This window comes from Actinokineospora sp. HUAS TT18, from assembly GCF_051364635.1.
In the GTDB taxonomy this organism is placed as follows: Bacteria; Actinomycetota; Actinomycetes; order Mycobacteriales; family Pseudonocardiaceae; genus Actinokineospora.
Map to the genome: position 1 here is coordinate 5,394,163 of NZ_CP195645.1, position 24,554 is coordinate 5,418,716.

General features: G+C 70.3%; 20 protein-coding genes and 1 tRNA gene. 16 read left to right on the forward strand and 5 right to left on the reverse strand.

The window, feature by feature from the left end; all coding sequences use genetic code 11:
• Positions 1-20: 20 nt before the first annotated feature.
• From ACSHT8_RS24895 to ACSHT8_RS24925, 7 genes are all read left to right on the forward strand, one after another.
• The gene (locus tag ACSHT8_RS24895; RefSeq protein WP_436493312.1) at positions 21-1,166 is read left to right on the forward strand and encodes a TadA family conjugal transfer-associated ATPase; all 1,146 of its coding nucleotides are present in this window, start codon (positions 21-23) and stop codon (positions 1,164-1,166) included.
• A gap of 233 nt (positions 1,167-1,399) precedes the next feature.
• Positions 1,400-2,572 carry a type II secretion system F family protein gene (locus ACSHT8_RS24900; RefSeq protein ID WP_436493313.1) on the forward strand — a complete coding sequence of 391 codons (1,173 nt, stop codon included), beginning with the start codon at positions 1,400-1,402 and terminating at the stop codon, positions 2,570-2,572.
• Entirely contained in the window at positions 2,569-3,342 is a 774-nt protein-coding gene (locus ACSHT8_RS24905; protein WP_436493314.1) for a type II secretion system F family protein, read from the forward strand. Before ACSHT8_RS24900 ends, ACSHT8_RS24905 begins: the two co-directional genes overlap by 4 nt.
• A 10-nt stretch (positions 3,343-3,352) precedes the next feature.
• Positions 3,353-3,517, forward strand: a complete 165-nt coding sequence (locus tag ACSHT8_RS24910; protein WP_436493315.1) for a DUF4244 domain-containing protein — start codon at positions 3,353-3,355, stop codon at positions 3,515-3,517.
• A complete protein-coding gene (locus tag ACSHT8_RS24915) occupies positions 3,514-3,864 on the forward strand; it encodes a TadE family type IV pilus minor pilin (RefSeq protein ID WP_436493316.1) in 351 nt (116 codons plus the stop codon). Before ACSHT8_RS24910 ends, ACSHT8_RS24915 begins: the two co-directional genes overlap by 4 nt.
• On the forward strand, positions 3,861-4,301 hold the full coding sequence (locus ACSHT8_RS24920; protein WP_436493317.1) for an Rv3654c family TadE-like protein: 441 nt from the start codon (positions 3,861-3,863) through the stop codon (positions 4,299-4,301). Before ACSHT8_RS24915 ends, ACSHT8_RS24920 begins: the two co-directional genes overlap by 4 nt.
• A gap of 320 nt (positions 4,302-4,621) precedes the next feature.
• Positions 4,622-5,251: a bifunctional DNA primase/polymerase gene (locus ACSHT8_RS24925; RefSeq protein ID WP_436493318.1), complete on the forward strand. Its 630-nt coding sequence runs from the start codon at positions 4,622-4,624 to the stop codon at positions 5,249-5,251.
• 419 nt (positions 5,252-5,670) lie between these two features.
• Here ACSHT8_RS24925 and ACSHT8_RS24930 read toward each other — a convergent pair whose 3' ends face one another.
• A complete protein-coding gene (locus ACSHT8_RS24930; RefSeq protein ID WP_436493319.1) occupies positions 5,671-7,998 on the reverse strand; it encodes a DEAD/DEAH box helicase in 2,328 nt (775 codons plus the stop codon).
• Between the two features lie 258 nt (positions 7,999-8,256).
• Here ACSHT8_RS24930 and ACSHT8_RS24935 point away from each other — a divergent pair, with 258 nt between their 5' ends.
• The 7 genes from ACSHT8_RS24935 to ACSHT8_RS24965 all read left to right on the forward strand — a co-directional run bounded on the left by ACSHT8_RS24935 (position 8,257) and on the right by ACSHT8_RS24965 (position 18,588).
• The gene (locus ACSHT8_RS24935) at positions 8,257-10,554 is read left to right on the forward strand and encodes a sodium-translocating pyrophosphatase (RefSeq protein WP_436493320.1); all 2,298 of its coding nucleotides are present in this window, start codon (positions 8,257-8,259) and stop codon (positions 10,552-10,554) included.
• 119 nt (positions 10,555-10,673) lie between these two features.
• The gene (locus ACSHT8_RS24940; RefSeq protein ID WP_436493321.1) at positions 10,674-11,264 is read left to right on the forward strand and encodes a hypothetical protein; all 591 of its coding nucleotides are present in this window, start codon (positions 10,674-10,676) and stop codon (positions 11,262-11,264) included.
• 129 nt (positions 11,265-11,393) lie between these two features.
• Positions 11,394-11,984, forward strand: a complete 591-nt coding sequence (locus ACSHT8_RS24945) for a hypothetical protein (RefSeq protein WP_436493322.1) — start codon at positions 11,394-11,396, stop codon at positions 11,982-11,984.
• Between the two features lie 146 nt (positions 11,985-12,130).
• The gene (gene topA / locus ACSHT8_RS24950) at positions 12,131-14,914 is read left to right on the forward strand and encodes a type I DNA topoisomerase (protein WP_436493323.1); all 2,784 of its coding nucleotides are present in this window, start codon (positions 12,131-12,133) and stop codon (positions 14,912-14,914) included.
• A gap of 67 nt (positions 14,915-14,981) precedes the next feature.
• Complete coding sequence (locus ACSHT8_RS24955; RefSeq protein ID WP_436493324.1) at positions 14,982-15,233, forward strand: hypothetical protein; 252 nt, start codon at positions 14,982-14,984, stop codon at positions 15,231-15,233.
• Positions 15,234-15,397: 164 nt separating this feature from the next.
• Positions 15,398-17,392, forward strand: a complete 1,995-nt coding sequence (locus ACSHT8_RS24960; protein ID WP_436502172.1) for a bifunctional MFS transporter/dTMP kinase — start codon at positions 15,398-15,400, stop codon at positions 17,390-17,392.
• On the forward strand, positions 17,392-18,588 hold the full coding sequence (locus ACSHT8_RS24965; RefSeq protein WP_436493325.1) for a DNA polymerase III subunit delta': 1,197 nt from the start codon (positions 17,392-17,394) through the stop codon (positions 18,586-18,588). Before ACSHT8_RS24960 ends, ACSHT8_RS24965 begins: the two co-directional genes overlap by 1 nt.
• A gap of 53 nt (positions 18,589-18,641) precedes the next feature.
• On the opposite strand, the gene ACSHT8_RS24970 is transcribed toward ACSHT8_RS24965, so the two are convergent.
• Entirely contained in the window at positions 18,642-20,285 is a 1,644-nt protein-coding gene (locus ACSHT8_RS24970; RefSeq protein WP_436493326.1) for a hypothetical protein, read from the reverse strand.
• A 98-nt stretch (positions 20,286-20,383) separates the two neighbouring features.
• On the opposite strand from ACSHT8_RS24970, the gene ACSHT8_RS24975 reads away from it, so the two are divergent.
• A tRNA-Thr gene (locus ACSHT8_RS24975) sits at positions 20,384-20,457 on the forward strand.
• Positions 20,458-20,496: 39 nt separating this feature from the next.
• On the opposite strand, the gene ACSHT8_RS24980 is transcribed toward ACSHT8_RS24975, so the two are convergent.
• Positions 20,497-21,279 (reverse strand): oxygenase MpaB family protein, encoded by a 783-nt coding sequence (locus ACSHT8_RS24980; RefSeq protein WP_436493327.1) that lies wholly within the window; start codon positions 21,277-21,279, stop codon positions 20,497-20,499.
• 75 nt (positions 21,280-21,354) lie between these two features.
• Between ACSHT8_RS24980 and ACSHT8_RS24985 the strand changes: the two genes are divergently transcribed.
• Complete coding sequence (locus ACSHT8_RS24985) at positions 21,355-21,990, forward strand: MSMEG_1061 family FMN-dependent PPOX-type flavoprotein (RefSeq protein ID WP_436493328.1); 636 nt, start codon at positions 21,355-21,357, stop codon at positions 21,988-21,990.
• Here ACSHT8_RS24985 and ACSHT8_RS24990 read toward each other — a convergent pair.
• Together ACSHT8_RS24990 and ACSHT8_RS24995 are read right to left on the reverse strand one after the other, a co-directional pair.
• The gene (locus ACSHT8_RS24990) at positions 21,987-23,714 is read right to left on the reverse strand and encodes a serine/threonine-protein kinase (RefSeq protein ID WP_436493329.1); all 1,728 of its coding nucleotides are present in this window, start codon (positions 23,712-23,714) and stop codon (positions 21,987-21,989) included. The two genes, ACSHT8_RS24985 and ACSHT8_RS24990, sit on opposite strands and share 4 nt — an antisense overlap.
• Positions 23,711-24,550, reverse strand: coding sequence for a hypothetical protein (locus ACSHT8_RS24995; RefSeq protein ID WP_436493330.1), 840 nt, complete (start codon positions 24,548-24,550; stop codon positions 23,711-23,713). Before ACSHT8_RS24995 ends, ACSHT8_RS24990 begins: the two co-directional genes overlap by 4 nt.
• Positions 24,551-24,554 lie beyond the last annotated feature (4 nt).

The window sequence follows — 24,554 nt, forward strand, 5'->3', positions numbered from 1 at the left end:
GTCCAGTGAGGAGGAAAGCCATGCGCTCGCCCGCCCCCGAACTCGTCGACCGCGTCCGCAGGCGCCTCGCCGGATCGCCAGACCTCACCGCGGCCGCGGTCGCCCAAGCGGTCCGCGCCGAGGCAGGCGGTCTGGTCGGCCACGACGACATCCTGTCCGCGCTCACCTTGGTGCAGCAGGAGTTCGTCGGCGCGGGCCCACTCGACCCGTTGCTGCGCGACCCAGCCACCACGGACGTCCTCGTGACCGCGCCCGACCAGGTGTGGGTCGACGGCCCGGACGGCCTGCGCCGCACCACCGTCGAGTTCCCCGACGACCACGCAGTCCGCCGCCTCGCCCAACGCCTCGCACTGGCCGCGGGTCGCCGCCTCGACGATGCCCAGCCCTACGTCGACGGCTGGGTCCCCGGCGCCGCGGGTGGCCGCGTCCGAATGCACGCGGTCCTTCCACCGATCGCCGAGGCGGGCACGTGCCTGTCACTTCGCGTGCTCCGCCCCGCCGCCCACGGCTTGGCCGACCTGCGGCGCCTGGGCACCTTCGATGCGCCGACCTGCGACCTGCTCACCGCGATCGTCGAGGCCAGGATGGCTTTCCTGATCTCCGGCGGAACGGGTAGCGGCAAGACAACCCTCCTCTCGGCCCTGCTGGGCGCAGTCCCGCCGACCGAACGCGTCGTCTGCGTCGAGGACGCGGGCGAACTGCAGCCCGACCACCCCCAGTTCGTCCGCCTCGTCACCCGCCCTCCGAACATCGAGGGCGCGGGCGAGATCACCTCCCGGGACCTGATCCGCCAAGCCCTCCGAATGCGTCCCGACCGCATCATCGTCGGCGAGGTCCGCGGCGCCGAGGTCTGCGACCTCTTGGCCGCCCTCAACACCGGACATGACGGCGGCGCGGGCACGGTCCACGCGAACTCCCCAGCCGAAGTCCCGGCCCGCCTGGAGGCCCTGGCCGCTCTAGGTGGCCTCGCGCGTGAGGCCCTCCACAGCCAGGCCGCCGCCGCCCTCCGCGTAATCCTCCACATGCGACGGACTTCCTCAGGAGCCCGCAGGCTTTCGGAGATCGCCACCGTCGACCGCACGCACAACGGACTTCGTGTGACTCCACTATGGACAGAGGGTGGCGCAACTCTGTCGCCCCATGAGATCGGGTTGCCGACATGCTGACACTGATGCTTCTCGCGGTAGCCCTGTTGATCTGGCCCGCCAACACAGCCCCACGCCGCCTCCGGGCACTCGCAGTCGATCTCAGGCCGAGCGCTTACACAGCCAGCGAGGGCGAGCGCTTCCGTGCGTTCGCGACCCCGCCGTCGGGATTCACGAGCCCCGCGTACCGTCGCCTTCCCGCACTCGTGGGCCGTCTCAAGGCGCACCTAGCCCGCCGCCCACACATCACCCCGTTGGCTGTCACGCTCGCCGCGGTCGGCTGGCTGGCAGCAGGTCCGTCCGGCGCTATCGCCGCCACCCTCATCGCCATCACCGCTTGGCGCCAACTCCAGCACCGCCGTCAGGCCGAGGAAAACCTCGCCGCCACAGCAGGACTCTCCGAAGCCCTTCGCTCCCTTGTTGCCGAACTCCGCGCAGGCGCCCACCCCGCCCAAGCAGCCGAATCCGCCGCCACCGACGCCCACCCCACCGCCGCCAACACCCTCCGCACCGCCGCGACAGCCCTCCGCCTCGGCACCGACCTCGACGCCGCCCTGTCCAGCCCCCAAGCGGACCCCAGCCCCACCAGGGAAACCCCCGACCCGATCCGCCCGAAGGTCCGCCGAGCACCGCGCCGCCGCGCCCAGCCAGTCCGACTCCCCGTCCACATCCCCGACCTACCGCACCTGTTCGCCCCCAACCACAGACGGCCTGCTCCCGCCGCAACTGTTCCCAGCCCGGAACTCCACACGGTCGATCACGCTGAACCCACGCCCGATCCCGTGTCGGATCATCCGCGTCCGTCGCCCTCAGACACCCGTGCTCTCGTCATGACGCCGTCCGCCGAGGCCGAGACACGATCCGCCGCAGACGACGTGACGCCTGCGGCTCCCGCCCACCTGACCCCGGAACCACCCCACACCACCACGACCCGCACGCCAGTCGCCTCCCTCCTGACCGCGACCCGCAATGCCTTCGTCCCATCTCCTTGGCGGGCAGGACGTCCCCAAGAACCCGACCTGGTCACCCGGACGCCTCGATCCGCGACCGTCGACCTGGCCACCTTCGTCCGTCCCAAGCTCGACCCCGGCCACTCCGCCCGGGCGACCCTCACGCGGGCGTGGCGACTCGCCACCCGCCACGGACTCGCCCTCGCCGACGTCCTCGACGCCACCCGAGCCGATCTCGACCACCAAGTCCGCTTCGGCAGACAGGTCAGAGCACGAATGGCGGGCCCGCGGGCCAGCGCCCTGATGCTCGCCGTTCTCCCAGTCCTCGCCCTCCTGCTCGGCGAGTCCATGGGTGCCGCACCCATCGCCGTGCTCACCAACACACCAGTCGGCCAGACCTTGCTCATCGTCGGTGTCGCACTGATATGCGCAGGCGTCTCCTGGACGACCCGTTTGATCGGAAAGGCCACCAGATGACCGCATTCCTCCTGGCCGTCGCGCTCCTGGTCGGGATCCCACACCGCTCCGCCTCGGCGCGCCTCCGACAAGTGTTCGGCCGCGTTCATCCTGGAATCGACTGGGGCAAACGCTTTCGTCGCGTCACCAGACGCACATCGGGCTGGGGTATCGCCGCGCAAGCGCGCCGGAAGGAGCCTCCGGACGCCAAACGTTGGCGCCCCACGATCCTCGTCGCACTGTCCGCCGGATTGCTGATCGGCGCCATGCTCGGCGCGGTCGCAGGCGTCGTCGCGGCCCTGATCGCGGCGCCACTGGCCGCCAGTGGCACGCGCCCGCGGTCGGACCCGATCGACGTTTCCCTGGCCGCGACCTGGGACCTCCTCGCCGCTTGCCTGTCCTCAGGCATGCCGGTGTCCACCGCGGTGCGGGCCGTCGCCGCTGATCTACCAGGCGAACCCGGTCGGGTCCTCCGCGACGTCGCCGACCTGCTCGCCCTAGGCGGTGATCCTGTCGAGGTGTGGGCAGGCGCCCTCGACTGCCCGCAAACCGCCGCCCTTGCCCGCGGCGCCCGCCGAACCGCCCGCTCGGGAACGGCACTGGCCGGTGTCGCCCGCGAACTCGCCGCCGAGGTCCGCGCCAACGCTGCCGCCGACGCCGAGACCCGGGCCCAGCGCGCGGCGGTGCTCGTCAACGGACCACTGGCGATCTGTTTCCTCCCAGCCTTCCTGTGCCTCGGCATCGCGCCGGTCGTACTCGGGATGGCGGGCGTTCTGTCCAACCAACTGTGAAAGGAACCACATGAACGACTTCCTCAGTTCCGAGGACGGCACCGTCAGCTCCGAATGGGCACTCACCACGCTCGTCGGCGCCGCTCTCGTCGCCGTGCTGATCCTCGTGGTCAACAGCACAGCGGTCCTCGACAGTCTGACGTCACTGATCCAGCGCGCGCTGAGTGGCGCATGACCGAATCAGCCGACCGCGGCGCAGTTACTGTCGAGACCGCGCTGGTCATGCCCCTGCTAGTCGCCTTCCTGGTGTTCGCGGTCGGCGTTGTCGCGGGCGCCGCCGACTACATCCGCTGCGTCGACGCCGCCCGCGAAGCGGCGCGCCTGACAGCCAGAGGCGAACCAGCCCGCGCGCACGCGATCGCGTCAGACCTCGCACCCCACGGCGCCGACATCCGCATCACCCAGGACGGCGACGCCGTGTCGGTGCGGATCCGCGCCGACCCCGTCGCCGGACTCGTACCCGGTATCCACCTGAGCGCGGAAGCGTTCGCGATAGCCGAGCCGGACGAGGCACTTCCATGACCGACGTTGTAGCCCAAGTGAGTCGTCCACGCCGATCGCGAGCCAAAGTCCCACCGGACTCAACAGTGTGCGCTGATGGGGGCTTCGCCACGGTATGGGCGGCAGGGGTGATCTCCGCGCTGGCCACCCTTCTGTCTTTGGTTCTCGTGCTGGCCACAGTCGTGGTCGCGCGTCACCGCGCGGCGAGTGCGGCGGACCTCGCCGCGCTGGCCGGAGCAGTCCACGCACTCGACGGCGAGCCGCTCGCCTGCGAGCGGGCGCGGTGGGTGGCGGATCGGATGTCGGCGGAGTTGGTCGCGTGCGACGTGCGCGGATGGGAGGTGACGGTCCGCGTCGCGGTGGCGCCGCCGGGCGCGGCGAGCGTGTTCGGTCCCGCTATGGGCGCCGCTCGCGCCGGACCCGTCGGTAACGGTCAAACGGTCGACCTCGGACGGTGAACGGCATCACGTATGTCGCCTATTTGGTGGCTTGAGACCGTGGTCGCGGACCGTGTCGATCTCCGTCTTCGCAGGTCAGCGCGGCCGCTCAGCGCTGTGAGGTAGGTGTTAAGGCCTGCGTCAGGCAACACGTCAGAGTGAGTGCGTGGGCGACGGTGACCGGTTCGGCGATTATCGGTCGCCCCGTTCCGCCGCCATTCGTTCACCTCGCGAAAGCGACCAGTTGTCGACTGCAAGTTACGTATCGCACGTTCGATGGCGTTGAGTCATGTGTAGGACGCCGACCCCGGAGTCCGCACGGCGAGGAGGCACCACCCCACATGTTGGCAACCGAGAGGTCGGATAGCTGGCGGAGAGCGTTCAAGGTCGAACTGCGGGCGGAGGCGATCGGTCTCGCGTTTCGCGGCTGGCCGGTTCTGCCAGGCACCTATCCGACAGGTGCGCACTGGGCAGGCCGTGACGGCGTCGAGGACACCGGCCCGGTCCCGGTCCACCGCGACTGGGAAGACCGCATCGGCACCAAGGCCGAGCAGGTGGCGACCTGGTGGACGGGCCGCCCGTACACCCTGCTGCTGGCCACGGGCCGGGTGTACGACGCGATCGAGGTCGACGACGACCTCGGCAGGCGGGCCGCGGGCGTGCTGCGCTCAGTCGGCATCCCGGTGCCGATCATCGCCACGCCGGAACGGCGGTGGCACTTCCTGACCCTGACCGGTTCGGCGCTGCACCGCGACCTCGCCGCCGACCCGAGCATCAAGCTGCACGGTGCGGGCAGCTGGATCAGCCTGCCCCCCAGCCCTTTCCAGCAAGGCGTCGTGCACTGGCGGGTCAAGCCCGAGGTGTGCGGCTGGGAGATCCCGCACTCGCACGTCGTCCAGGACGCACTGCTCGACGCGATGCACGAACCGACACACGACAGGCTGGTCAGCCAGCTCGTCGGTGCCGACTAACGAATCCGACCACTGTGGCCGACGGGCACCCGACCGCCCATTCAGCCTGAGGCCACCTGCTATGCCAGTCCGATGTCTCCCGCCACCTCCCGCCCTCGGCGGGCGTCGGACCGGCAGCCAGCCGAGCACTACCTGGAGGCGACGGCCTCCCGCACCGCAGTGAACCGAGACCCGCGGCACCGCCCGCCGCAGTCGGCGTAACCCCGCCCTGGGATGAACCGCCTGCCCCGACACTGACGCCTCCCAAAGTGTCGAGCGCAGCGCGAGTGCACCCCGCCGACGGTCCCGGTGTCCACAGCGGACAGCGGTAGCAGGCCAGTCGCACGCTCGGCGGCATGCAGCGCGCCGGGGATGCGCGCCGGTGTCAACACCGGCGCCCCCCGGCGCCTGCCGCATTCAAGGCCAGGTACCGCTGCTGGTCAAGCAGGCGGTTGGCGAAGTCCGTTCAGCACCGTCGAAAGCACGGCGACGGCTCCCGCCTTGTCCAGTGGCTCGTTCCCGTTGCCGCACTTGGGTGATTGCACGCAGGACGGGCAGCCCGTCGGGCATTCGCAAGCGCTGATCGCCTTGCGTGTCGCGGTGAGCCAGGGGATCAGCGCCGCGTGGCCGCGGTCCGCAAAGCCCGCGCCGCCCGGGTGGCCGTCGTGCACGAAGACTGTCGCGCGGCCGGTGTCCGGGTGTTGGGCCGTTGACACCCCGCCGATGTCCCAACGGTCGCAAGTGGCGAACAGTGGGAGCAGACCGATGGCGGCGTGTTCGGCCGCGTGCAGCGCGCCGGGGATGTCGGCGGGGGCGAGTCGGGCGGAGCCGATGAGTAGGTCGTCGGTCAGCGTGTACCAAACGGAGCGGGTGGTCAGGGTGTGTTCCGGTAGGTCAAGGGGCACCTGGTCGAGCACCTCGCCTGACGGGAGTCGTCGCAGGTACGCCACGACTTGGGACGTCACGGCGACCTCGCCCAGGCACACCGTGATTTCGCCGCCCGCGACGTGATGGATCTGGCGGGTCAGGGTGTTCAGGACGGAGATGTCGACGAGTTCGCGGGGCTGGGTCGACCAGTCGGGGTTCTCGGCGTGCACCATCGCGAGCCCGGCCTCGAGGTCGAGGTCGTCGACCACGTAGGACGCGCCCTGGTGCAGGTACACGGCGCCTGGGTGCACCGTTGTGCAGGCGCTGCCGGGGCCTACGGTTCCGAGCATGCGGCCGGAGTCCGCTTCGACGACGGCGATCTGTTCGCCGCCGGATCCTCGGATGTCGACGTCGCCGTGGGGGCGGTCGCGGGAGGTCCAGTACCAGCCGGTCGGGCGTTTGCGGAGTGCCCCGTCTTCGACCAGCCCGTCCAGGATCGACCGGGCGTCCGGGCCGAAGGGCTCCAGGCAGTTCGGGGTGAGGGGGAGTTCCGCCGCGGCGCAGACCAGTTGGGGAGCGAGGACGTACGGGTTGCCGGGGTCGGTGACTGTGGCCTCGATCGGCTTGTCGAGGACCGCGGCTGGATTGTGTACGAGGTAGGTGTCCAGCGGGTCGTCGCGGGCGACGAAGACGACCAGTGAGCCATCGCCCGCGCGGCCGGCTCGGCCCGCCTGCTGCCAGAACGAAGCGATCGTGCCGGGGTAGCCCGCGACGACGACGGCGTCGAGGCCCGCGATGTCCACGCCGAGTTCGAGGGCGTTCGTGCTGGCCACGCCCAGCAATTGGCCGCAGGCCAGGGCTTTCTCGAGGGCGCGCCGGTCCTCGGGCAGGAAGCCGGAGCGGTAGGCGGCGACCCGGTCGGCGAGTTCGTCGTCCACTTCGGACAGGATGCGGCGCGCGCTGAGGGCGGTCAGTTCCGCGCCGCGGCGGGAGCGGACGAAGGCCAGGGTGCGGGCGCCCTCGATCACCAGGTCGGCGAGGATGCGCGCGGTTTCCGCGCCCGCCGACCTGCGGACGGGCGCGCCGTTCTCGCCGGACAGGTCATCTAGCAGGGGTGGTTCCCACAGCGCGATCGTGCGGGCGCCGCGCGGGGAGCGGTCCTCGGTCACCGCCACACAGTCCACACCGGACAGTCGGGTGGCCGACGTGGCCGGGTCGGCGACGGTCGCGGAGGCCAGGACGAACACCGGGTCGGCGCCGTACTTGTTGGCGACGCGGCGCAGGCGGCGCAGCAGGAGGGCCACGTGGGAGCCGAACACGCCGCGGTAGGTGTGGCATTCGTCGACCACGACGTAGCGGAGTTGGCGGAAGAAGGTGGACCAGCGGCCGTGGGCGGGGAGCACGCCTCGGTGGAGCATGTCGGGGTTGGTGAAGATCCAACGGCCGTGGGCGCGCGCCCAGTCGCGTTCGGCCATCGGAGTGTCGCCGTCGTAGGCGCACGCGCGCAGGTCGGGTAAGTCCAGGTCGCGTAAGGACCGGAGTTGGTCGGCGCCGAGGGCTTTCGTTGGCGAGAGGTAGAGGGCGGTCGCGCGGGGATCCTCGGTCAACGCGGAGATCACCGGCAGCTGGTAGGCAAGGGACTTGCCTGACGCGGTCCCGGTCGCGATCACCACGTTGCGTCCGGCGTGCGCGTGGCCGGCAGCCTCGGCCTGGTGGGCCCACGGCGAGTCCACACCGCAGCGGGCGAACGCCTCGATCAGCCGCGCGGGCGTCCACTGCGGCCACGGCGCGAACGTGGGCGCGCGCTCGGGCAGTTCGGCCACATGGGTGAGTGGGTTCTCCCCGGCGGGCACTCCGGCGAGAACCCGTTTGAGCAGCAGTCCGCCGCGTTCGGCACCCACTTGTCGAGCTTCGCACACCCGTCCGACCTTGTTGTCCGCCAGGCGGGTGGGACAAGATGATCATGAGATTTTGGTCACATTAAGCCCACGTAACATAACGGACAGTGCACGTTAAGGGACGGCTCGCGTCTGTGATCCGCCTTACCAATAGACTCCGCCGTCATCCCACCGATTGTGGTGGTGCACACGTCGAAATCGGAGTCGATGCACGCCTGGGCGGATGTCGGCGCTGAAACAGGCAGATCATCAGGAGGACGGATGTCCGGGCAGTCCCTCGCGGCCGACCTGACGCTCACCGGCGGCGATCGCGGTGTTGTCGTCGTGGTCGCCGTGATCGCCCTCGCCGCTCTTGCCGTTGGTTATGTCCTGCTCAAAGAGGTCCTGGCCGCAGGCCAAGGCACCGCGAAGATGCAGGAGATTGCCAAAGCGGTCCAAGAGGGCGCCGCGGCGTATCTCAAGCGGCAGCGCAACACGCTTCTGATCTTCGGCAGCGCGGTTTTCCTGCTGCTGTTCTTGCTCCCCGCGGATAGCGTCGGCGAACGAGTAGGCCGCTCGCTGTTCTTCTTGGTGGGCGCGACTTTCTCGTTCACCATCGGCTATCTGGGCATGTGGTTGGCGACGCAGGCCAACCTGCGTGTCGCCGCCGCGGCCAACGAGCCGGAGGGCCGCGAGAAGGCCACCCGGATCGCGTTCCGCACCGGTGGCGCGGTCGGCATGGCGACCGTCGGCCTCGGCCTGTTCGGTGCGGCCATCGTGGTGCTCGTCTACACCGGCGACGCCCCGAAGGTCCTGGAGGGCTTCGGTTTCGGCGCCGCGCTCATCGCGATGTTCATGCGTGTCGGTGGCGGCATCTTCACCAAGGCCGCCGACGTCGGCGCCGACCTGGTCGGCAAGGTCGAGCAGAACATCCCCGAGGACGACCCCCGCAACGCGGCGACCATCGCCGACAACGTGGGTGACAACGTCGGCGACTGCGCGGGCATGGCGGCCGACCTGTTCGAGTCGTACGCGGTGACCCTGGTCGCCGCGCTGATCCTGGGCACCACCGCGTTCGGTGTGCAGGGCCTGCTGTTCCCGCTGATCGTCCCCGCGCTCGGCGTGATCACCGCGATGCTGGGTGTCTACATCACCAAGGCGCGTCCGGGCGAGAGCGGTCTGACCGCGATCAACCGTTCCTTCTACATCTCCGCTGTATTCTCCGCTGTTCTCTGCACGGCTGCGGCGTTCATCTACCTGCCGACCACCTTCGGCGAACTGACCGGCCTGCCGAGCGCGGAGGCCGCGAACACCCCGGGCAGCCCGGCGCTGATCGCGTCCATCGCGGTGATCATCGGTATCGTCCTGGCTGGCGTGATCCTCTGGCTGACCGGCTACTACACCGGCACCGAGCACAAGCCGGTCCAGGAAGTCGGCAAGACGTCGCTGACCGGTGCGGCCACCGTCGTGCTGTCGGGTATCTCGGTGGGTTTCGAGTCGGCCGTCTACACCGCCATCGTCATCGGCGGCGCGGTCTACGGCGCGTTCCTGCTGTCCGGCTCGCTCGTCATCTCGCTGTTCGCCATCGCGCTCGCGGGTTGCGGTCTGCTGACCACGGTCGGCGTCATCGTCGCGATGGACACCTTCGGCCCGGTCTCGGACAACGCCCAGGGCATCGCCGAGATGTCCGGCGACGTCCACGGTGAGGGCGCGCAGATCCTGACCGAGCTCGACGCGGTCGGCAACACCACGAAGGCCATCACCAAGGGCATCGCGATCGCCACGGCGGTTCTCGCCGCGACCGCGCTGTTCGGGTCGTACCAGACGGCGATCACCGAGGCACTGGCCGAGGTGGGCGGCACGCTCAAGGGTGAGGACTTCATTGTCTTCAGCCCGAACGTGCTCGTCGGCATCCTGATCGGCGCGTCGGTCGTGTTCATGTTCTCCGGTCTCGCGATCAACGCGGTGACCCGCGCGGCGGGCGCGATCGTGTTCGAGGTTCGCCGCCAGTTCCGTGAGATCCCGGGGATCATGGAGGGCACCGGCAAGCCGGAGTACGGCAAGGTCGTCGACATCTGCACCCGCGACTCCCTGCGTGAGCTGGCCACACCCGGTCTGCTCGCCGTGCTCGCCCCGATCGCCGTCGGCTTCGGCCTCGGCGTCGGCCCGCTGGCCGGTTACCTGGGTGGCGCCATCGCGGCGGGCACGCTGATGGCGGTGTTCCTCGCCAACTCCGGTGGCGCGTGGGACAACGCGAAGAAGCTGGTCGAGGACGGTCACCACGGCGGCAAGGGCTCCGAGGCCCACGCCGCCACGGTCATCGGTGACACCGTGGGTGACCCGTTCAAGGACACCGCCGGTCCCGCGATCAACCCGCTGATCAAGGTGATGAACCTGGTCTCGCTGCTGATCGCCCCCGCGATCGTCACGTTCACGGTGGGCGCGGACGCGTCGACCGGGCTGCGGGTCGGCATCGCCGCCGTCGCCGTGGTGTTGATCGTCGTCGCGATCGTCGTGTCCAAGCGTCGCGGCACCGCGATCGCCGACACGCCCGCGGAGACTGTCTCCAACGGCGTCTGAGGTCACTCGGACTGGGCCGGTTCCGCTATCGCGGGACCGGCCCTTTCCTTGTCCTGCGGGTCACGCGCTGTCGTGGAAACATCACAGGCGCCCTCGTTCTTCCAGGTCAGGAGTTGACCATGCTCCGTCGTCTCGCCGCGTTCGCCGTGCTCGCCCTTTCGCTCGGCCTCGCGGGTTGCGGTTCCGACTCGCCGAGCACCTCCGGCGGCACGTCCACCCCGGCCGCGAGCGGTGGTGACGCGGTCGCCTGGGCCGACAAGGTCTGCTCCACCGTCGCCCCGGAACGCGACGCGCTCACCACGCCCCCGAACATCGACCCGACCGACCCGGCGAAGGCCCGCGACGGCATGGTCACCTACCTGGACACCATCGTGAAGGCCCTCGACCGCATGGTGGGCGGTATCAAGTCCGCGGGCGCCCCGCCGGTCGCCGACGGCGAGACCGCCGCCAAGCGGGTCGTCGACACGCTCGAGGAGGCCAAGGCGACGGTGACCACCGCCAAGGACAACCTGGCGAAGGTCGACGTGACCGACCCCGCCGCGTTCCAGGCCGGGTTCACCCAGGTGGGTCAGGATCTGCAGAAGCTCAGCGACATGGAGGACCCGACGAAGGGCCTTCGCGGCAACCGTGAGCTGAACGAGGCTTTCGAGAAGGCCGAGAGCTGCAAGGCCCTGCAGGATCCGACCACCAGCGCGACGCCGACTTCCTGACTTATCCACATCCCGCTGAACCATCCACAAGTGGTGCGCCGGGTGGCACGGGCTGGGTGGGGGCTTCGCTCGGGCGGGTGATCGTTCGGCGCTTTACCGTGATCGAACTCTTGTTCTACTCTGGCCGTCGTGGCGCAGCAGATGTCCTTCTTCTCCGCTGAGGCGACGCAGCCGCGGGTCGCCGATCTGGCGGGGTTGCTGTGTGGGCCCGGACAGGCCGTGGTGTTCGCCAAGGCGACGGCGCGGCTGATGGTGCCGGTCGACGACGCGTGGCGGGCGAGGGCGCTGGTGGCCGCGTGTGCCGATCGCGGAGTGCGGGCCCAGGTGCGCGTCGAGGAGGACGTCAAAACGCTCTGTACGGCGTTCAGGGCCGATTTGGGGCCATTGGCCGCGGCCTGGTCCTGTGGCACCCATAAGACAGTGCCTGGCGGGTTCACGCCAGACGGCGCGACGTTGCGGATGTGGGTGCTGGCGGCGGGACGGTGGGTGGACAGCGGGTATCTGCTTCCGCTCGACCCGAGTGCGCCGCAGACGCACGAACCCCTATTGGATGCGCTGGCGCGATGTGGTCTACCTGCGACGATGCAGGCTGACGGGCTCGGGGTGAAGATCATCGGCAGGCGGCGGCTCGGGCGGTTGTCCGAGCTGGTCGGGCCGCCGGTGGACGCGGGCTGCGGCGACCACTGGCCCGCCGTTTCCCGGATGCGCGTCGTGTCCTGACCGTGCTACAGGTGGTAAAGGTTCATACTCGTTCGGCCGATCTCCATGCCACCGGGAGTGCCCCTGAAATAGGGCATTCGTCGGACAGCGTGCACACTGACTGGCTGACGCGGGGCTAAGGACGGCTTCATAGAGAGCGGGAAAGCGTGGCTGGCTCGACAGGGACGAAGAAGAACGGTGGCGGCGCCGACGGTGCGCAGCCGCGCAGGCTCGTGATCGTCGAGTCGCCCGCCAAGGCGCGCAAAATCGCCTCGTACCTGGGCCGCAACTTCGTCGTCGAGTCCTCCCGGGGCCACATTCGCGACCTTCCCCGCAAGGCCGCCGAGGTGCCGGAGAAGTACAAGGGCGAGTCCTGGTCGAACCTGGGTGTCAACGTCGACAGCGGCTTCGAGCCCATCTACATCGTCACCCCGGACAAGAAGTCGACCGTCACCGAACTCAAGGGTCTGCTGAAGGACGTCGACGAGCTCTACCTCGCGACAGACGGTGACCGCGAGGGCGAGGCCATCGCGTGGCACCTGCTGGAGGCGCTCAAGCCGAAGGTGCCGGTCCGGCGGATGGTGTTCCACGAGATCACCGAGTCGGCGATCCGCGCGGCCGCCGACAACACCCGCGACCTCGACCGCGACCTGGTCGACGCGCAGGAGACGCGGCGCATCCTCGACCGGCTCTACGGCTACGAGGTCAGCCCGGTCCTGTGGAAGAAGGTCATGCCGCGGCTGTCGGCGGGCCGCGTGCAGTCCGTGGCGACGCGCATCGTGGTGCAGCGGGAGCGCGAGCGCATGGCGTTCGTCGCCGCCACCTACTGGGACATCTCCGCGACCATGGACGCGGGCGCCCCGGCCGAGCCGCCCACGTTCGGCTCGCGGCTGCTGTCGGTCGACGGCACCCGCCTCGCCACCGGCCGCGACTTCGGGCAGGACGGCAAGCTCAAGCCGGGCACCGAGGTGCTGCTCCTCGAGGAAGCCGAGGCCCGCCGCCTGACGGAGGCCCTCGCGGGGGCCGCGCTGACGGTCGCGAGCGTCGAGGAGAAGCCGTACACCCGCAAGCCGTACGCGCCGTTCATGACCTCGACACTGCAGCAGGAAGCGGGCCGCAAGCTGCGGTTCTCCTCCGAGCGGACGATGCGCACCGCGCAGCGGCTGTATGAGAACGGCTACATCACCTACATGCGTACCGACTCCACGACTCTGTCGGAGACGGCGATCGCGGCGGCCCGCCAGCAGGCCACCGACCTCTACGGCGCGCAGTACGTCTCGCCCCAGCCGCGGCAGTACACGCGCAAGGTGAAGAACGCGCAGGAGGCGCACGAGGCCATCCGGCCCGCCGGTGAGGTCTTCCGCACCCCCGGCCAGGTCGCCTCCGAGCTGGAGACCGACGAGTTCCGCCTGTACGAGCTGATCTGGCAGCGCACGATCGCCTCCCAGATGGAAGACGTGCGCGGCACCACCATGACCGTCCGCATCACCGGCGCGGCGGCCAGCGGCGAGGAGTGCGTGTTCTCCTCCTCCGGCCGCACCATCACCTTCCCCGGCTTCCTGCGTGCCTACGTCGAGGCCGTCGACTCCGAGACCGGCGGCGAGGCCGACGACGCCGAGCGCAGGCTGCCGCAGCTGGTCAAGGGCCAGGCGCTGACCGCGACCGAGCTGTCCGCCGACGGGCACACCACCAACCCGCCGCCGCGCTACTCCGAGCCGAGCCTGGTGAAGGCGCTCGAAGAGCTGGGCATCGGCCGACCGTCGACGTACGCGTCGATCATCAACACCATCCAGGACCGCGGCTACGTGTGGAAGAAGGGCTCCGCCCTCGTCCCGTCGTGGATCGCGTTCTCGGTGATCGGCCTGCTGGAGCAGCACTTCGAGCGGCTGGTCGACTTCGACTTCACCGCCGCGATGGAGGACGAGCTCGACCGCATCGCCGCGGGCGACCAGGCGCGCACCGCCTGGCTGACCGGCTTCTACTTCGGCGGCGAGATCGGCCCCGAGGGCTCCGTCGGCCGGTCCGGCGGTCTGAAGAAGCTCGTCGGCAGCGGTGTCGAGCACATCGACGCGAAGTCGGTGAACTCGATCGAGGTGTTCCGCGACACCGACGATCGCCCGGTCGTGGTGCGCGTCGGCCGCTACGGGCCGTACCTGGAACGCGAGGTCGACGGGGTCGCGCAGCGCGCGAACGTGCCCGAGGACCTCGCGCCGGACGAGCTGACCCTGGAGATCGCGGAGAAGCTGTTCGCGACCCCGATGGAGGGCCGCTCGCTGGGCAACGACCCGGTCACCGGCAACGAGATCGTGGCGAAGGAAGGCCGCTTCGGCCCCTACGTCACCGAGGTCCTGCCCGAGCCGGAGGAGCCCGCCGAGGGCGCCAAGAAGACCCGCGCGAAGACCGCCAAGCCCAAGCCGCGCACGGGATCGCTGTTCAAGGACATGAGCCTGGACACGATCACCCTCGACGACGCGCTGAAGCTGCTGTCGCTGCCGCGCGTGGTCGGCACGGACCCGGCCAGCGGCGAGGAGATCACCGCGCAGAACGGCCGCTACGGCCCGTACCTGAAGCGCGGCACCGACTCGCGTTCGCTGGCCACGGAGGACCAGATCTTCACGATCGAGCTCGACGACGCGCTCAAGATCTACGCCGAGCCGAAGAAGCGGGGCAGGCAGGCCGCGGCCAGCGCGCCGCCGCTGCGGGAGATGGGCAACGACCCGGCGTCGGGCAAGCCGATGGTGGTCAAGGACGGCCGGTTCGGCCCGTACGTGACCGACGGCGAGACCAACGCGTCGCTGCGCAAGGCCGACAACGTGGAGACGCTGACCGACGAGCGTGCCGCGGAGCTGCTGGCGGAGAAGCGGGCCAAGGGACCCGCGCCGAAGCGGGCCGCGCCCGCCCGGACGCGCAAGGCCCCGGCGAAGAAGACGCCCGCCAAATCGAAGTCGTAGCCCTCTGTCGCCGGATTCGATGAGCATTTAGCCTGGATGGGGTACACCGCCCGAAAGGGGACCCCGAATGGCTGAGCGCATCGATCACGGGTCCTCGCGGGTGCGACACGGTCACGTCGCTCCGATCGTGCTCCCCGGCATGATCGAGTATCCGCCGCGGCCGGGGTGGCCGCATCGCACCGCCCGCGAGGTGGTCGCGCCGCTGCGCCGGATGCGGGTGAGCGTCGTCGCCGTGGTCGTGGCCGCGGTCGTTCTCCTGGTTCTTGCGTACCAGGTGATCAGCGGTTTCCTCGCGATGCTCAGTGGACTTGTCAACTAGCTCACCCAAAGTGAGCCCGTTCGTGTCTGCCTTGTGGAAACCTGTTCGTCGCATCCCGGCTACGCTGAGGACGGCACTTGTGTGGAGATGGGGTGGAGGGCATCAGCGGGGGCCCGAACGAACAGGTCAAGGCTGGGGCGAGGTCGAACGACGCGAACGCGTCCATGGCCCACCGGGCCCGCAGCGTGCTGTCTATCCGCCCGTTCAGGCGACTCTGGGGTGTCACATACCTGTGTAGCGTTGGTGACTGGCTGTCACTACTCGCGCTGACCGGACTGGTCGCGTCGCTCACCGAGGACTACCGCGCGCAAGGTTTCGCGTTCTCCGGCGTTGTCCTGACGCAGCTGCTTCCCGGCCTGCTGTTCGCCCCGCTCGGTGGCTTGTTCGCAGACCGGTTCGACCGCCGCAAGGTCATGGTGCTGGCCGACATCGCGCGGTGCGGGCTGTTCCTGTCGATCGCCATCGTCGGGTCGCCGTGGTGGCTGTTCATCGGCAACTTCCTGATCGGCTGCTGCGCGCTGCTGTGGATCCCGTCGAAGGACGCCGCGGTCCCCAACCTGCTGCGCAGGCCCGACCAGGTCGAGACCGCCAACCAGCTCGGCATGGTGATGACCTACGGCATCGCGGTGATCAGCGGCGCGGGCCTCTACGCGCTCATCACCGGTGTCAGCACCAACTTGAACCTGTCGTTCGGCACCAGCGAACTCGGCATCGCCCGGTTCATCCTGACGATCAACGGCCTGCTCTACCTGACCAGCGCGATCATCGTGGCGACCCGCATCCCGGAGCTGTCGCTGCGCGCCGAAGGTCCGCCGAAGGCCGCTGAGGAGCCCAAACCCGAGAAGACCGGGTTCCTCACGATGATGAAGGACGCGGGCCACTTCGTCCGGACCACGCCGATCGTGCGCGGGCTGCTGGTCGGCATGGTCGGCGCGTTCGCCGCGGCGGGCGCGTTAGTCGGCTCCGCGCAGCTCTATGCCAACAGTCTGCGCGGTGGTCAGTCAGCGTTCGGTCTGCTGTTCGTGGCGTTGTTCATCGGACTCGCGACGGGCATGGCGGGTTCGCCCAAGCTGGCGCGGCGCCTGCCGCACAACCGGTTGTTCGGCATCGCGATCGTGGCGGCGGGTATCGCGCTGGTGCTGGTCGCGCTGTCGCCGCACCTGGCTGTTTCGCTGATCACGGTGGCCACGCTCGGCGCCTGCGCGGGCGCGGCGTTCCTCACCGGTGTGACGATCATCGGCACGCAGGTCGAGGACGCCATCCGCGGGCGGATCAACGCGATCTACCAGTCCCTGATGAAGATCATCCTGGCGGGCGCGATGGCGGCGACGCCGGTGCTGGTCGGACTGGTCCGGCCCCACAGCATCGACCTGTTCGGCAAAGAGATGATGGTCGACGGCACCCGGCCGGTACTGCTCGGCGCGGGCCTCATCGCCGCGCTCGTCGGCATCATCGCCTACCGGCAGATGGACGACCGCCGCAGCGAGACCATCCTGTCCGACCTGCTCGCCGCGATCCGGGGCAAGCCGCGCCGGTCGAGCGGGCTGCTGATCGCCGTCGAGGGCGACACCCACTTCGACACCTCCGCCCAGGCCCACCGCCTCGCCGACTGGCTGCGCACGCCGGGCAAGAAGGAAGTCCTGCTCGCCACCGACCCGGCCCTGGACGACGTCCGGCTGCACACGGTGCTGGAGGGCGCGTCGCTCACCAGCGCCCGCGCGCACGCGCTGGTCGCCGCCGCCGTGCGGGCCGACCTGGTCGAACGCGAGATCCGGCCCGCGCTGGAGCGGGGCGCCCTGGTCGTGATGGAACGGTTCGTCGACAGCCCGCTGGCCCACCTGTCGGTCGCGGCTGGGCTCGACCCGGCCGAGTTGGAGGGCCTGGCGGACTGGGCGACGTCGCGGCTGCGGCCCGACATCACCGTGCTGCTCGACCGCGATCCGGCGACCCTGCCGCCGCGCGCCGGGAACACCGAGCATCATTGGCACGTGCAGAGCGTGTTGATCGACATGGCCGCGGCAGACCCGGACCGCTACGTGGTGGTCGACGGCGACGGAACTCCCGACGAGGTCGGCGAGCGGGTGCGGATCGCCGTGCAGGCGACGCTGGCGGGCCGCAGGCTCGCCAGCCTGGCGCCCACGCTGGCGGAGGCGCACTGATGGGCGGCGTCTGGTCGCAGCTGGTTGGCCAGCCGGACGCCGTCGAGACCCTCAGTGCCGCGGCCCGTTCGGGCGCGCGCCTGGTCGACGGCACCGGATCGGCTTCGGGGATGACCCACGCGTGGCTGTTCACCGGCCCGCCTGGCTCCGGCCGGTCCGTCGCGGCGCGGGCGTTCGCCGCGGCGTTGCAGTGCACAGCAGGCGGGGAGACGCCGGGGTGCGGTGAGTGTCAGGGCTGCCACACGACGATGTCCGGCACGCACGCGGACGTGCGGCTGGTGGTCCCGGAGGGGCTGTCGATCTCGGTGGCCGAGATGCGGGCGCTCGTGCAGACCTCCGCGCGCAGGCCGACGGGCGGGCGCTGGCAGGTCGTGATCATCACCGACGCCGACCGGCTGACCGAAGGGGCGGCGAACGCGCTGCTGAAGGCGGTCGAGGAACCGCCGCCGCGCACGGTGTTCCTGCTGTGCGCGCCGTCGGACCACCCGGACGACGTGTCGGTGACCATTCGCTCCCGGTGCCGGGGGATCTCGCTGCGGACGCCTGCCGCGGCCGCGATCGCCGAGGTGCTGCAGCTGCGCGATCGGATCGACGCCGAGACGGCTCAGTGGGCGGCTTCGGTGTGCGGGGGGCATGTGGGACGCGCGCGTCGGCTGGCGACTGACCCGGCGGCGCGGGACCGGCGGGCGAAAGTGCTGCGGATCCCGCTGCGGCTGCGCAGGCTCACGGATGTGTTCGACTGCGCCGACGACCTGGTCAAAGCGGCCGAGGCCGACGCGACCGAGGTGAGCGGCAGCCGCGACGAGGCGGAGAAGGACGCCCTGAAGATGGCGATGGGCCATGGGGGCACGGGCAAGGGGACGGCTTCGGCGTCGCGGGGGAGCGCGGGGGCGATCAAGGAACTGGAGCGTCGGCAGAAGTCGCGGGCAACCCGGACACAGCGGGACGCGTTGGACTTGGCGCTGGTCGACCTGGCCGGGTTCTATCGGGATGTGTTGGTGACGCAGTCGCGGTCGACCGCCGCGTTGAACCATCCGGATCACGCGGAGGGCGCGGCGGAGGCGGCTTCGGCGTGGACGGGGGAGTCGACGCTGCGGCGGTTGGAGGCGGTGTTGGCCTGCCGGGAGGCGTTGGAGCTGAACGTGAAGCCGCGCATCGCGATCGAGGCGATGGTGACTGCGCTCTACTTCGGCTGAAACGCGCGGACCCCCGCCTGGCCGTAGCCGGGCGGGGGTCCGTCCCCGTCAGATCAGTCCGACTTTGGTTCCGGCTTGACCTCTACCTGTGCGACTCGCGGGCGGCGCGGCAGGGCGGCGACGAGGACGACGCCGACCAGGAGCATCGCGGTGCCTGCCCAGAACATCGGGACCGACTGGTACGCGGCGTTCGTGTAGGCCAGCTGCGGGGTGGCCTTGCCCTGCGGCTGCGGGGCCGGGGGCTGCTGCGGCGCCTGGGTCGCGGTGCCGCAGATGACGCCGCCGGTCGGGGCGAAGGCGCGGGCCACCTGCTCGCCCAGCGAGATCTGGGCCAGGGCGGCGGGCAGGTTCGGCAGGCCGAGGGCGTCGGTCGGCAGGACCTGCAGGTCGAGCATGCGGGCCGTGGCGCCGAGCTGGTAGCCCTTGAACGGCTGGGTCGAGTCCTCGCCCTTCTGCTGCAGGTTCGCCACCGACAGGCGCAGGACACCGAGGTCGAGCTTCTGCAGGCCCTTGCCCAGCGCGTCCTGGAGGCCCTGGCCGTTGCCGAGCAGGCCGCCGATGATCGGCAGCTTGTCGGCGCCGGGGATGGCGGGTGCGCCCGGGAGGGGGATGCCGATGGGGACGTCGAGCTTCGGGTTGGCCGCGTCGAGCTTGCCGAGGCTCTTGCCGCCCTGGACGACCTCGAGGACCGGCGCGGTGTACTTGACCGTCGACGTCGCCTTGTCGCCCGTCGAGGTGACCTGGAGGGTCGGCTGGCTGACGACGTTGATCGACAGCTCGAACGGGGTGCCCGCCAGCAGCTTCAGCGCCGCGACCTGCAGCGTCGAAGTCGATTGGACGGCCTTGTTCTTCGAGCCGGGGATGTCGACGAGCTTGACCACGGACCGCGCCGACAGGGTGTTGGGCAGGCTCACCAGCGAGCCCTTGCCGTCAGTGCTGGTCGAACCCTGGCCTGCGAGGACGCCGCCGAGGGTGCTGAGCGGGCCGGTCAGGTTCTTCAGGCCGTCGATGATCGCCTTGTCGGCGTTGGCGTCGAGGTTCGGCGCGTCGAAGACGCCCGCGAGGTCGGTCACGCCGGGCAGCGTGGGGATGGCGTTGAGGGCCGACAGGCTCGCCAGCTCGGTCGACGCGTCGGAGATCGTCTCGACGCACGGGCCGAGGGTGTCGCTCCACTGGGCTTGCACGCGGCCGTTGATCAGACCCGCCTTGACCAGCGTGTCCAGCGGCGACGATGGCGGGTTGAGGCCACCGGTGCGCGGCTGGGCGTTGTTCGGCGGGGCGGTCTGCGCGAGCGAGCCGGGGGCCTGCGGCGAACTGCCCTGGAAGGCGAACCCGCCGGGCGCGGACTGCGCGATCGACTTCTCGTAGGACAGGTACGCCTCGGAGTTGGCCTGCGCGGTGGCCAGGCCGAAGCCCATCTCCGCGGCGGCCTGCTTGGGCAGCTTGTCCTCCGCCCCGGGGATGATCGCCTTCGTCGGCGTCGAGTTCGGCAGCAGCCGCACCACGGCCAGCCCGGTCGACGCGTCACCGATCGCGTGCCCCAGCGGCTGCGGCCCGATCGGCGCGGACGGCGGGGGCGCACTCGGGTTCGCGGGCGGCGGAACCGGCGTCGTCGGCTGCGCCATCGCGGGCAGCGCACTCATCGCGAGGAACACGGCCGTCGTGGGCAGCGCCATCACAGCTAGGCGTCGGGACATCGGGCTGGTCCTCCTAGGGGCATGCGCGTACTGGTAAGTAAACGACATGGGTGCCTGACGGTGACGCGGTAGGCTCCCGCTACACTTGGCGAGGCCACGCCGCCTTAGCTCAGTCGGCCAGAGCGATTCACTCGTAATGAATAGGTCAAGGGTTCGATTCCCTTAGGCGGCTCGCAGGTCAGAGGCCCGGTCCACACGGACCGGGCCTCTGTCATTGAGGCACTTTCCCCTTTGTCGCGGTCGCGTAGGCGTATGTCGCGGCGGGGTATTGGCGGGCCCAGCGGGGCAGTCGGGACACCTTCGAGCGAATGTGATCAGCCGATCGGGCGAACGCCAGCGCATCGAGGGATGTCCATGGCAGGCCGAGGCGGACGCGCAGGTCCGTGGGCAGGGTGCCGATGGTCAACGCCGCCAGGTGGGTGCCGAGTTTCCTGCTGATGTGGGGCCACAGGGGGAAGTGCGGGATCGGGGGCGGGATGGCGCCCGCGATGGCGGCGAGAACGTCGTGGACCGTGGGGTTGTCGGTGAGGTGGGTGGTCATCTCGGTCATGTAGGCGCGGAACGCGGGGAGGTCTGGGGGCATCGCGCGGGTGGGGATGCCCAGGAGGCGGCCGAGGTCGCGCCATTCGGTGTAGAGGGTGTGCTGGTCGGGTTGGGGGATGGGGGTGGCGAAGTGGTGCCACGCGGTGATCGCCGAGTCCAGCAGGGTGGCGTGGACCCAGAAGTACGCGGCGGGGGCGAGGGCGTGGTAGCGGTGGCCTCCCGCGTCTACGCCCGTGATGTCGCGGTGGAGGGTGCGGAGGCGGGTGGCTTCCTCGGCGGCTCGGGGGCCGCCATAGGTGAGGCGCAGGGCGGAGTTCACGGTTCCCCAGAGGCGGGGCCACGGGTCGGTCTTGAACGTCGAGTGTTCGAGCACGGCGGCGCCGACGGCGGGGTGGGCGACTTGGAGCACCAGGGCTCGGCCGCCGCACAGGAAGGTGCGGGCGTCGGCCATGACGCGCCAGGTCAGTGATGTAGGCCCCAGGGGAACCACGGTCTGTTCGTACCACGATTTCGGTAGCGTGCGTAGGTGACCAACGAGCTGTTCGCCGATGCCATCACCAGCGAAGAAGCGCTCCGCGCGATCTATGAGCCGCCTGCGGGGCTGGCACAGCGTAAAGAGATCGCGTTCGTCGACGACATGGCGCGGGCGTTGATCGCGTGTTCGTCATTGGTGTTCCTGGCCAGCGCCGATGGCGAGGGGCGGTGTGACGTCACGCCGCGGGGTGGTCCGGCCGGGTTCGTCTCGGTGTTGGACGACGGCACGATCGTCATTCCGGACGCGACCGGCAACAGGCGGATCGACACCCTGCGCAACGTCGTGCGGACCGGGCGGGTCGGGCTGATCTTCATCGTTCCGGGGCGTGGGCAGTCGCTGCGGGTCAACGGGCGGGCGTGCGTCTCGGCGAACAGCGAGCTGCTCGACAGCCTCACCCACGTGGGCAAACCGCCGAAGTCCGCGCTGGTGGTCGAGGCCGACGAGGTCTACGCGCACTGTCCCAAGGCATTCGTGCGGTCGGGGCTGTGGAAGCCGGAGACGTGGCCCGCCGCCGACGCGCAGCCGAGTCCGGCCAAGGTCACCCACGCGCACATCGGGGACCCGTCGATCACCGTGGAGCAGATCGAGCAGGACCAGCGGGACAGCCTTCTCTATCGACTCGCCTAGGCCCGCCGCTTCGACCACGCGGTGGCCAGGACCAGCAGCGACGCGGCGACGGCCCCCACCGCCGCGCACGCGATTCCCCAGGTGGCGACGGGTTCGCGGGCGGTCAGCGTCGAGGCCAGCAGCCACACGCTGCCGCCGACCAGGGCACCCAGCGGGATCGCGCTGAACGGGGCCATGGGGCGGCGGAAGCCGCGGCGCAGGGTCCGCATGATCGACTCGAGGTAGGCGATGCCGAACAGGCCGAGCAGGAGGCTGCCCGCGCCCATGACGCTCGCCAGCCGCTGGCCGGTGACCACGGTGAACTCCTGGGCCCGGCCGTCGGTGAACTGGACTTTGCCGGTCACCGCGCCGCCGACCAGCCACCGCTGGTAGGACTCGGGGTCGACGTTCGCCGTGAACGAGTTTCCCGTCGGCGTGATCGCACTGGCCGGGATCTCCCGGCCGCCGAGCGGGATGCCCGCGGCGTTGAGTTCGAACACGATGTTGCCCTCGGCCTTGGGGCCGGTGATCGGAAAGTCCCTGGTCAGGTCGAGGCGCACCTGCCCAGGGACGGATTGCCCATCGACCTGTAGCCCCTGGATGGTCGGGTCGTGGGTCACGGTCGTCGGGGCGAGGAACGGGAGCATCGCGAGGACGATCACCGCGACGGCGCCCGCGAGGCCCGGCCACAGCGGCGACGGGCCGCTCGGGCTCATCAGCTCGCTGGCAGGCCGCAGGCCCTTGCCGCGCAGGTCGGCCAGGTCGATCGACCGGGTCGGCTCGGGCACCGTGCCCCGCACCGGCGGGGTGATCACCGTGGGCGCGTCGGGCTGGCGGTGCAGCTGCTGCGTGATGCTGCCCATGACGCGCGGGCCGAGATGCACCGGGACCTGCGATCGCTCCAGCCAGCCGGGGCCGAACACTGCGGTCGCCGCGGCGCTGAGGTCCACGGCGAACGCCTCGGCGTCGCGGTAGCGGTGCAGTGGGTCGCGGGCGAGGCTGTTCATGACCACGGTGGCCAGGGGTTCCGGCACGCGTGGGAGCGGCTGTGGGTCGTTGAAGATGCGCTGGCGCATCATGCTGACGGCGCCGCGGGTGCGGTCGTAGGGCAGTTCGCCGCACAGCAGTTCATAGAGGACAGTGCCTGCGGCGTAGACGTCGGCGGCCGGGCTGAGCGCGTTGCCCATGGCCTGCTCGGGGGCGATGTACGCCGGCGTGCCGAGCACCTCGCCCGCGTGGGTCACCATCGTCGCGCCCTCGCTGACGACCTGCGCGATGCCGAAGTCGGCCACCTTGATCACGCCCGCCGAGGTGAACAGCAGGTTCTTCGGCTTGACGTCGAGGTGCAGCACCCCGGCGGTGTGCGCGGCGTGCAGCCCGCCGAGCGTGGCCAGGGTGATCGCGCACGACTGCTCGCCGGTGAGGCCCGCGCCGTGGAAGCGGCTGTAGACGGTGCCGCCGTCGAGCTTCTCCATGACCAGCAGGTTGTCGCGCCCGGTCTGGACGTAGTCGTAGACCGGGACGATGTGCGGGTGGTCGAGCTTGGCGAGCACGCGGGCCTCGCGGTCGAACCGGGCGTTGACGTCCGGGTCGCCGATCAGGTCGGCCGGGAGCTGCTTGATCGCCACGTGCCTGCCGAGGGAGCGGTGCACGCCCTCGTACACCACGCCCATCCCGCCGGAGCCGATCTTGTTGCCGACGGAGTACTGCGGGAGCGCGGCGGCCAGCCCGGCGGGCGCGGTCATTCAGGCCACCTCTTGGTGGTGTCGGGGGTCGTGCCCGTGGTGTGGAACATCGTGTTCAGGTTCATGGTCGTGTTGTCCGCGGGCAACTCGGCGGGGGGCGCGGCGGCCTCGGGGATCGGGTGCGGCGTGAGGAAGCCGAGGACCATGGCGATCGCGGCCGCGCCGAGCACGATCGGGATCTCCACCTCGACCTCGGGCGGCACGATCCGCAGCACGGACAGCGTCACCACGGCGACGAGGCCGGTGCCGATCCCGGCGGGCAGGAACCGCAGCGCGCGGCGGAACCGGTTGGCCGACAGCTTGTGCCTGGCCAGCGCGACGAGGGCGGTGGCCCAGGTCAGGGCGGTCAGGGCCAGCATGGCCAGGCCGAACACGCCGTAGACCGACCAGAAGGAACCCTTCACGTCGGACACGGTCTCGACGCCGCCGAGGACGGTGCGCTCCTCGTCGAGGAGTTCGACGGTGGTGGGGAGCAGGCCGATGGCCTGGACTTTGAGGTCGCGCACGTCGAGCGGGAAGGTGCGGCTGACCCGCCCGCCCGCAGGCACCTCGAAGGGCAGCGTCGTGTCGTAGGCGAAGAACGTCAGCGCCAGCGCGACCCCGGAGACCCGGACCAGCCGGACCTTCTGGGTGTTGCGGCCCGGGTTGGCCGCGGTGACGGTCAACTCGGCGGACTTGCCGGGGTCGAGTGTGACGGTGCGGCCCGCGATGTCCTGCCCGTCGAGCGTGACGGTGACTCTGAGCGGGTCGTCACCGTCCTGCGCCATGGCAGGTGACGCGCCGAGGAGCAGCGCTGCCGTCACGAGGGCAACCGCGGCGGCGATAAGACGTCCCATGGGA

Bases quoted from the DNA above. Each gene is read 5' to 3' on its own strand.
- ACSHT8_RS24895 (WP_436493312.1), top strand. From the start codon at position 21: ATGCGCTCGCCCGCCCCCGAACTCGTCGACCGCGTCCGCAGGCGCCTC.
- ACSHT8_RS24905 (WP_436493314.1), top strand. From the start codon at position 2,569: ATGACCGCATTCCTCCTGGCCGTCGCGCTCCTGGTCGGGATCCCACAC.
- ACSHT8_RS24910 (WP_436493315.1), top strand. From the start codon at position 3,353: ATGAACGACTTCCTCAGTTCCGAGGACGGCACCGTCAGCTCCGAATGG.
- ACSHT8_RS24915 (WP_436493316.1), top strand. From the start codon at position 3,514: ATGACCGAATCAGCCGACCGCGGCGCAGTTACTGTCGAGACCGCGCTG.
- ACSHT8_RS24920 (WP_436493317.1), top strand. From the start codon at position 3,861: ATGACCGACGTTGTAGCCCAAGTGAGTCGTCCACGCCGATCGCGAGCC.
- ACSHT8_RS24925 (WP_436493318.1), top strand. From the start codon at position 4,622: ATGTTGGCAACCGAGAGGTCGGATAGCTGGCGGAGAGCGTTCAAGGTC.
- ACSHT8_RS24935 (WP_436493320.1), top strand. From the start codon at position 8,257: ATGTCCGGGCAGTCCCTCGCGGCCGACCTGACGCTCACCGGCGGCGAT.
- ACSHT8_RS24940 (WP_436493321.1), top strand. From the start codon at position 10,674: ATGCTCCGTCGTCTCGCCGCGTTCGCCGTGCTCGCCCTTTCGCTCGGC.
- ACSHT8_RS24955 (WP_436493324.1), top strand. From the start codon at position 14,982: ATGGCTGAGCGCATCGATCACGGGTCCTCGCGGGTGCGACACGGTCAC.
- ACSHT8_RS24960 (WP_436502172.1), top strand. From the start codon at position 15,398: ATGGCCCACCGGGCCCGCAGCGTGCTGTCTATCCGCCCGTTCAGGCGA.
- ACSHT8_RS24965 (WP_436493325.1), top strand. From the start codon at position 17,392: ATGGGCGGCGTCTGGTCGCAGCTGGTTGGCCAGCCGGACGCCGTCGAG.
- ACSHT8_RS24970 (WP_436493326.1), bottom strand. From the start codon at position 20,285: ATGTCCCGACGCCTAGCTGTGATGGCGCTGCCCACGACGGCCGTGTTC.
- ACSHT8_RS24980 (WP_436493327.1), bottom strand. From the start codon at position 21,279: ATGGCCGACGCCCGCACCTTCCTGTGCGGCGGCCGAGCCCTGGTGCTC.
- ACSHT8_RS24990 (WP_436493329.1), bottom strand. From the start codon at position 23,714: ATGACCGCGCCCGCCGGGCTGGCCGCCGCGCTCCCGCAGTACTCCGTC.
- ACSHT8_RS24995 (WP_436493330.1), bottom strand. From the start codon at position 24,550: ATGGGACGTCTTATCGCCGCCGCGGTTGCCCTCGTGACGGCAGCGCTG.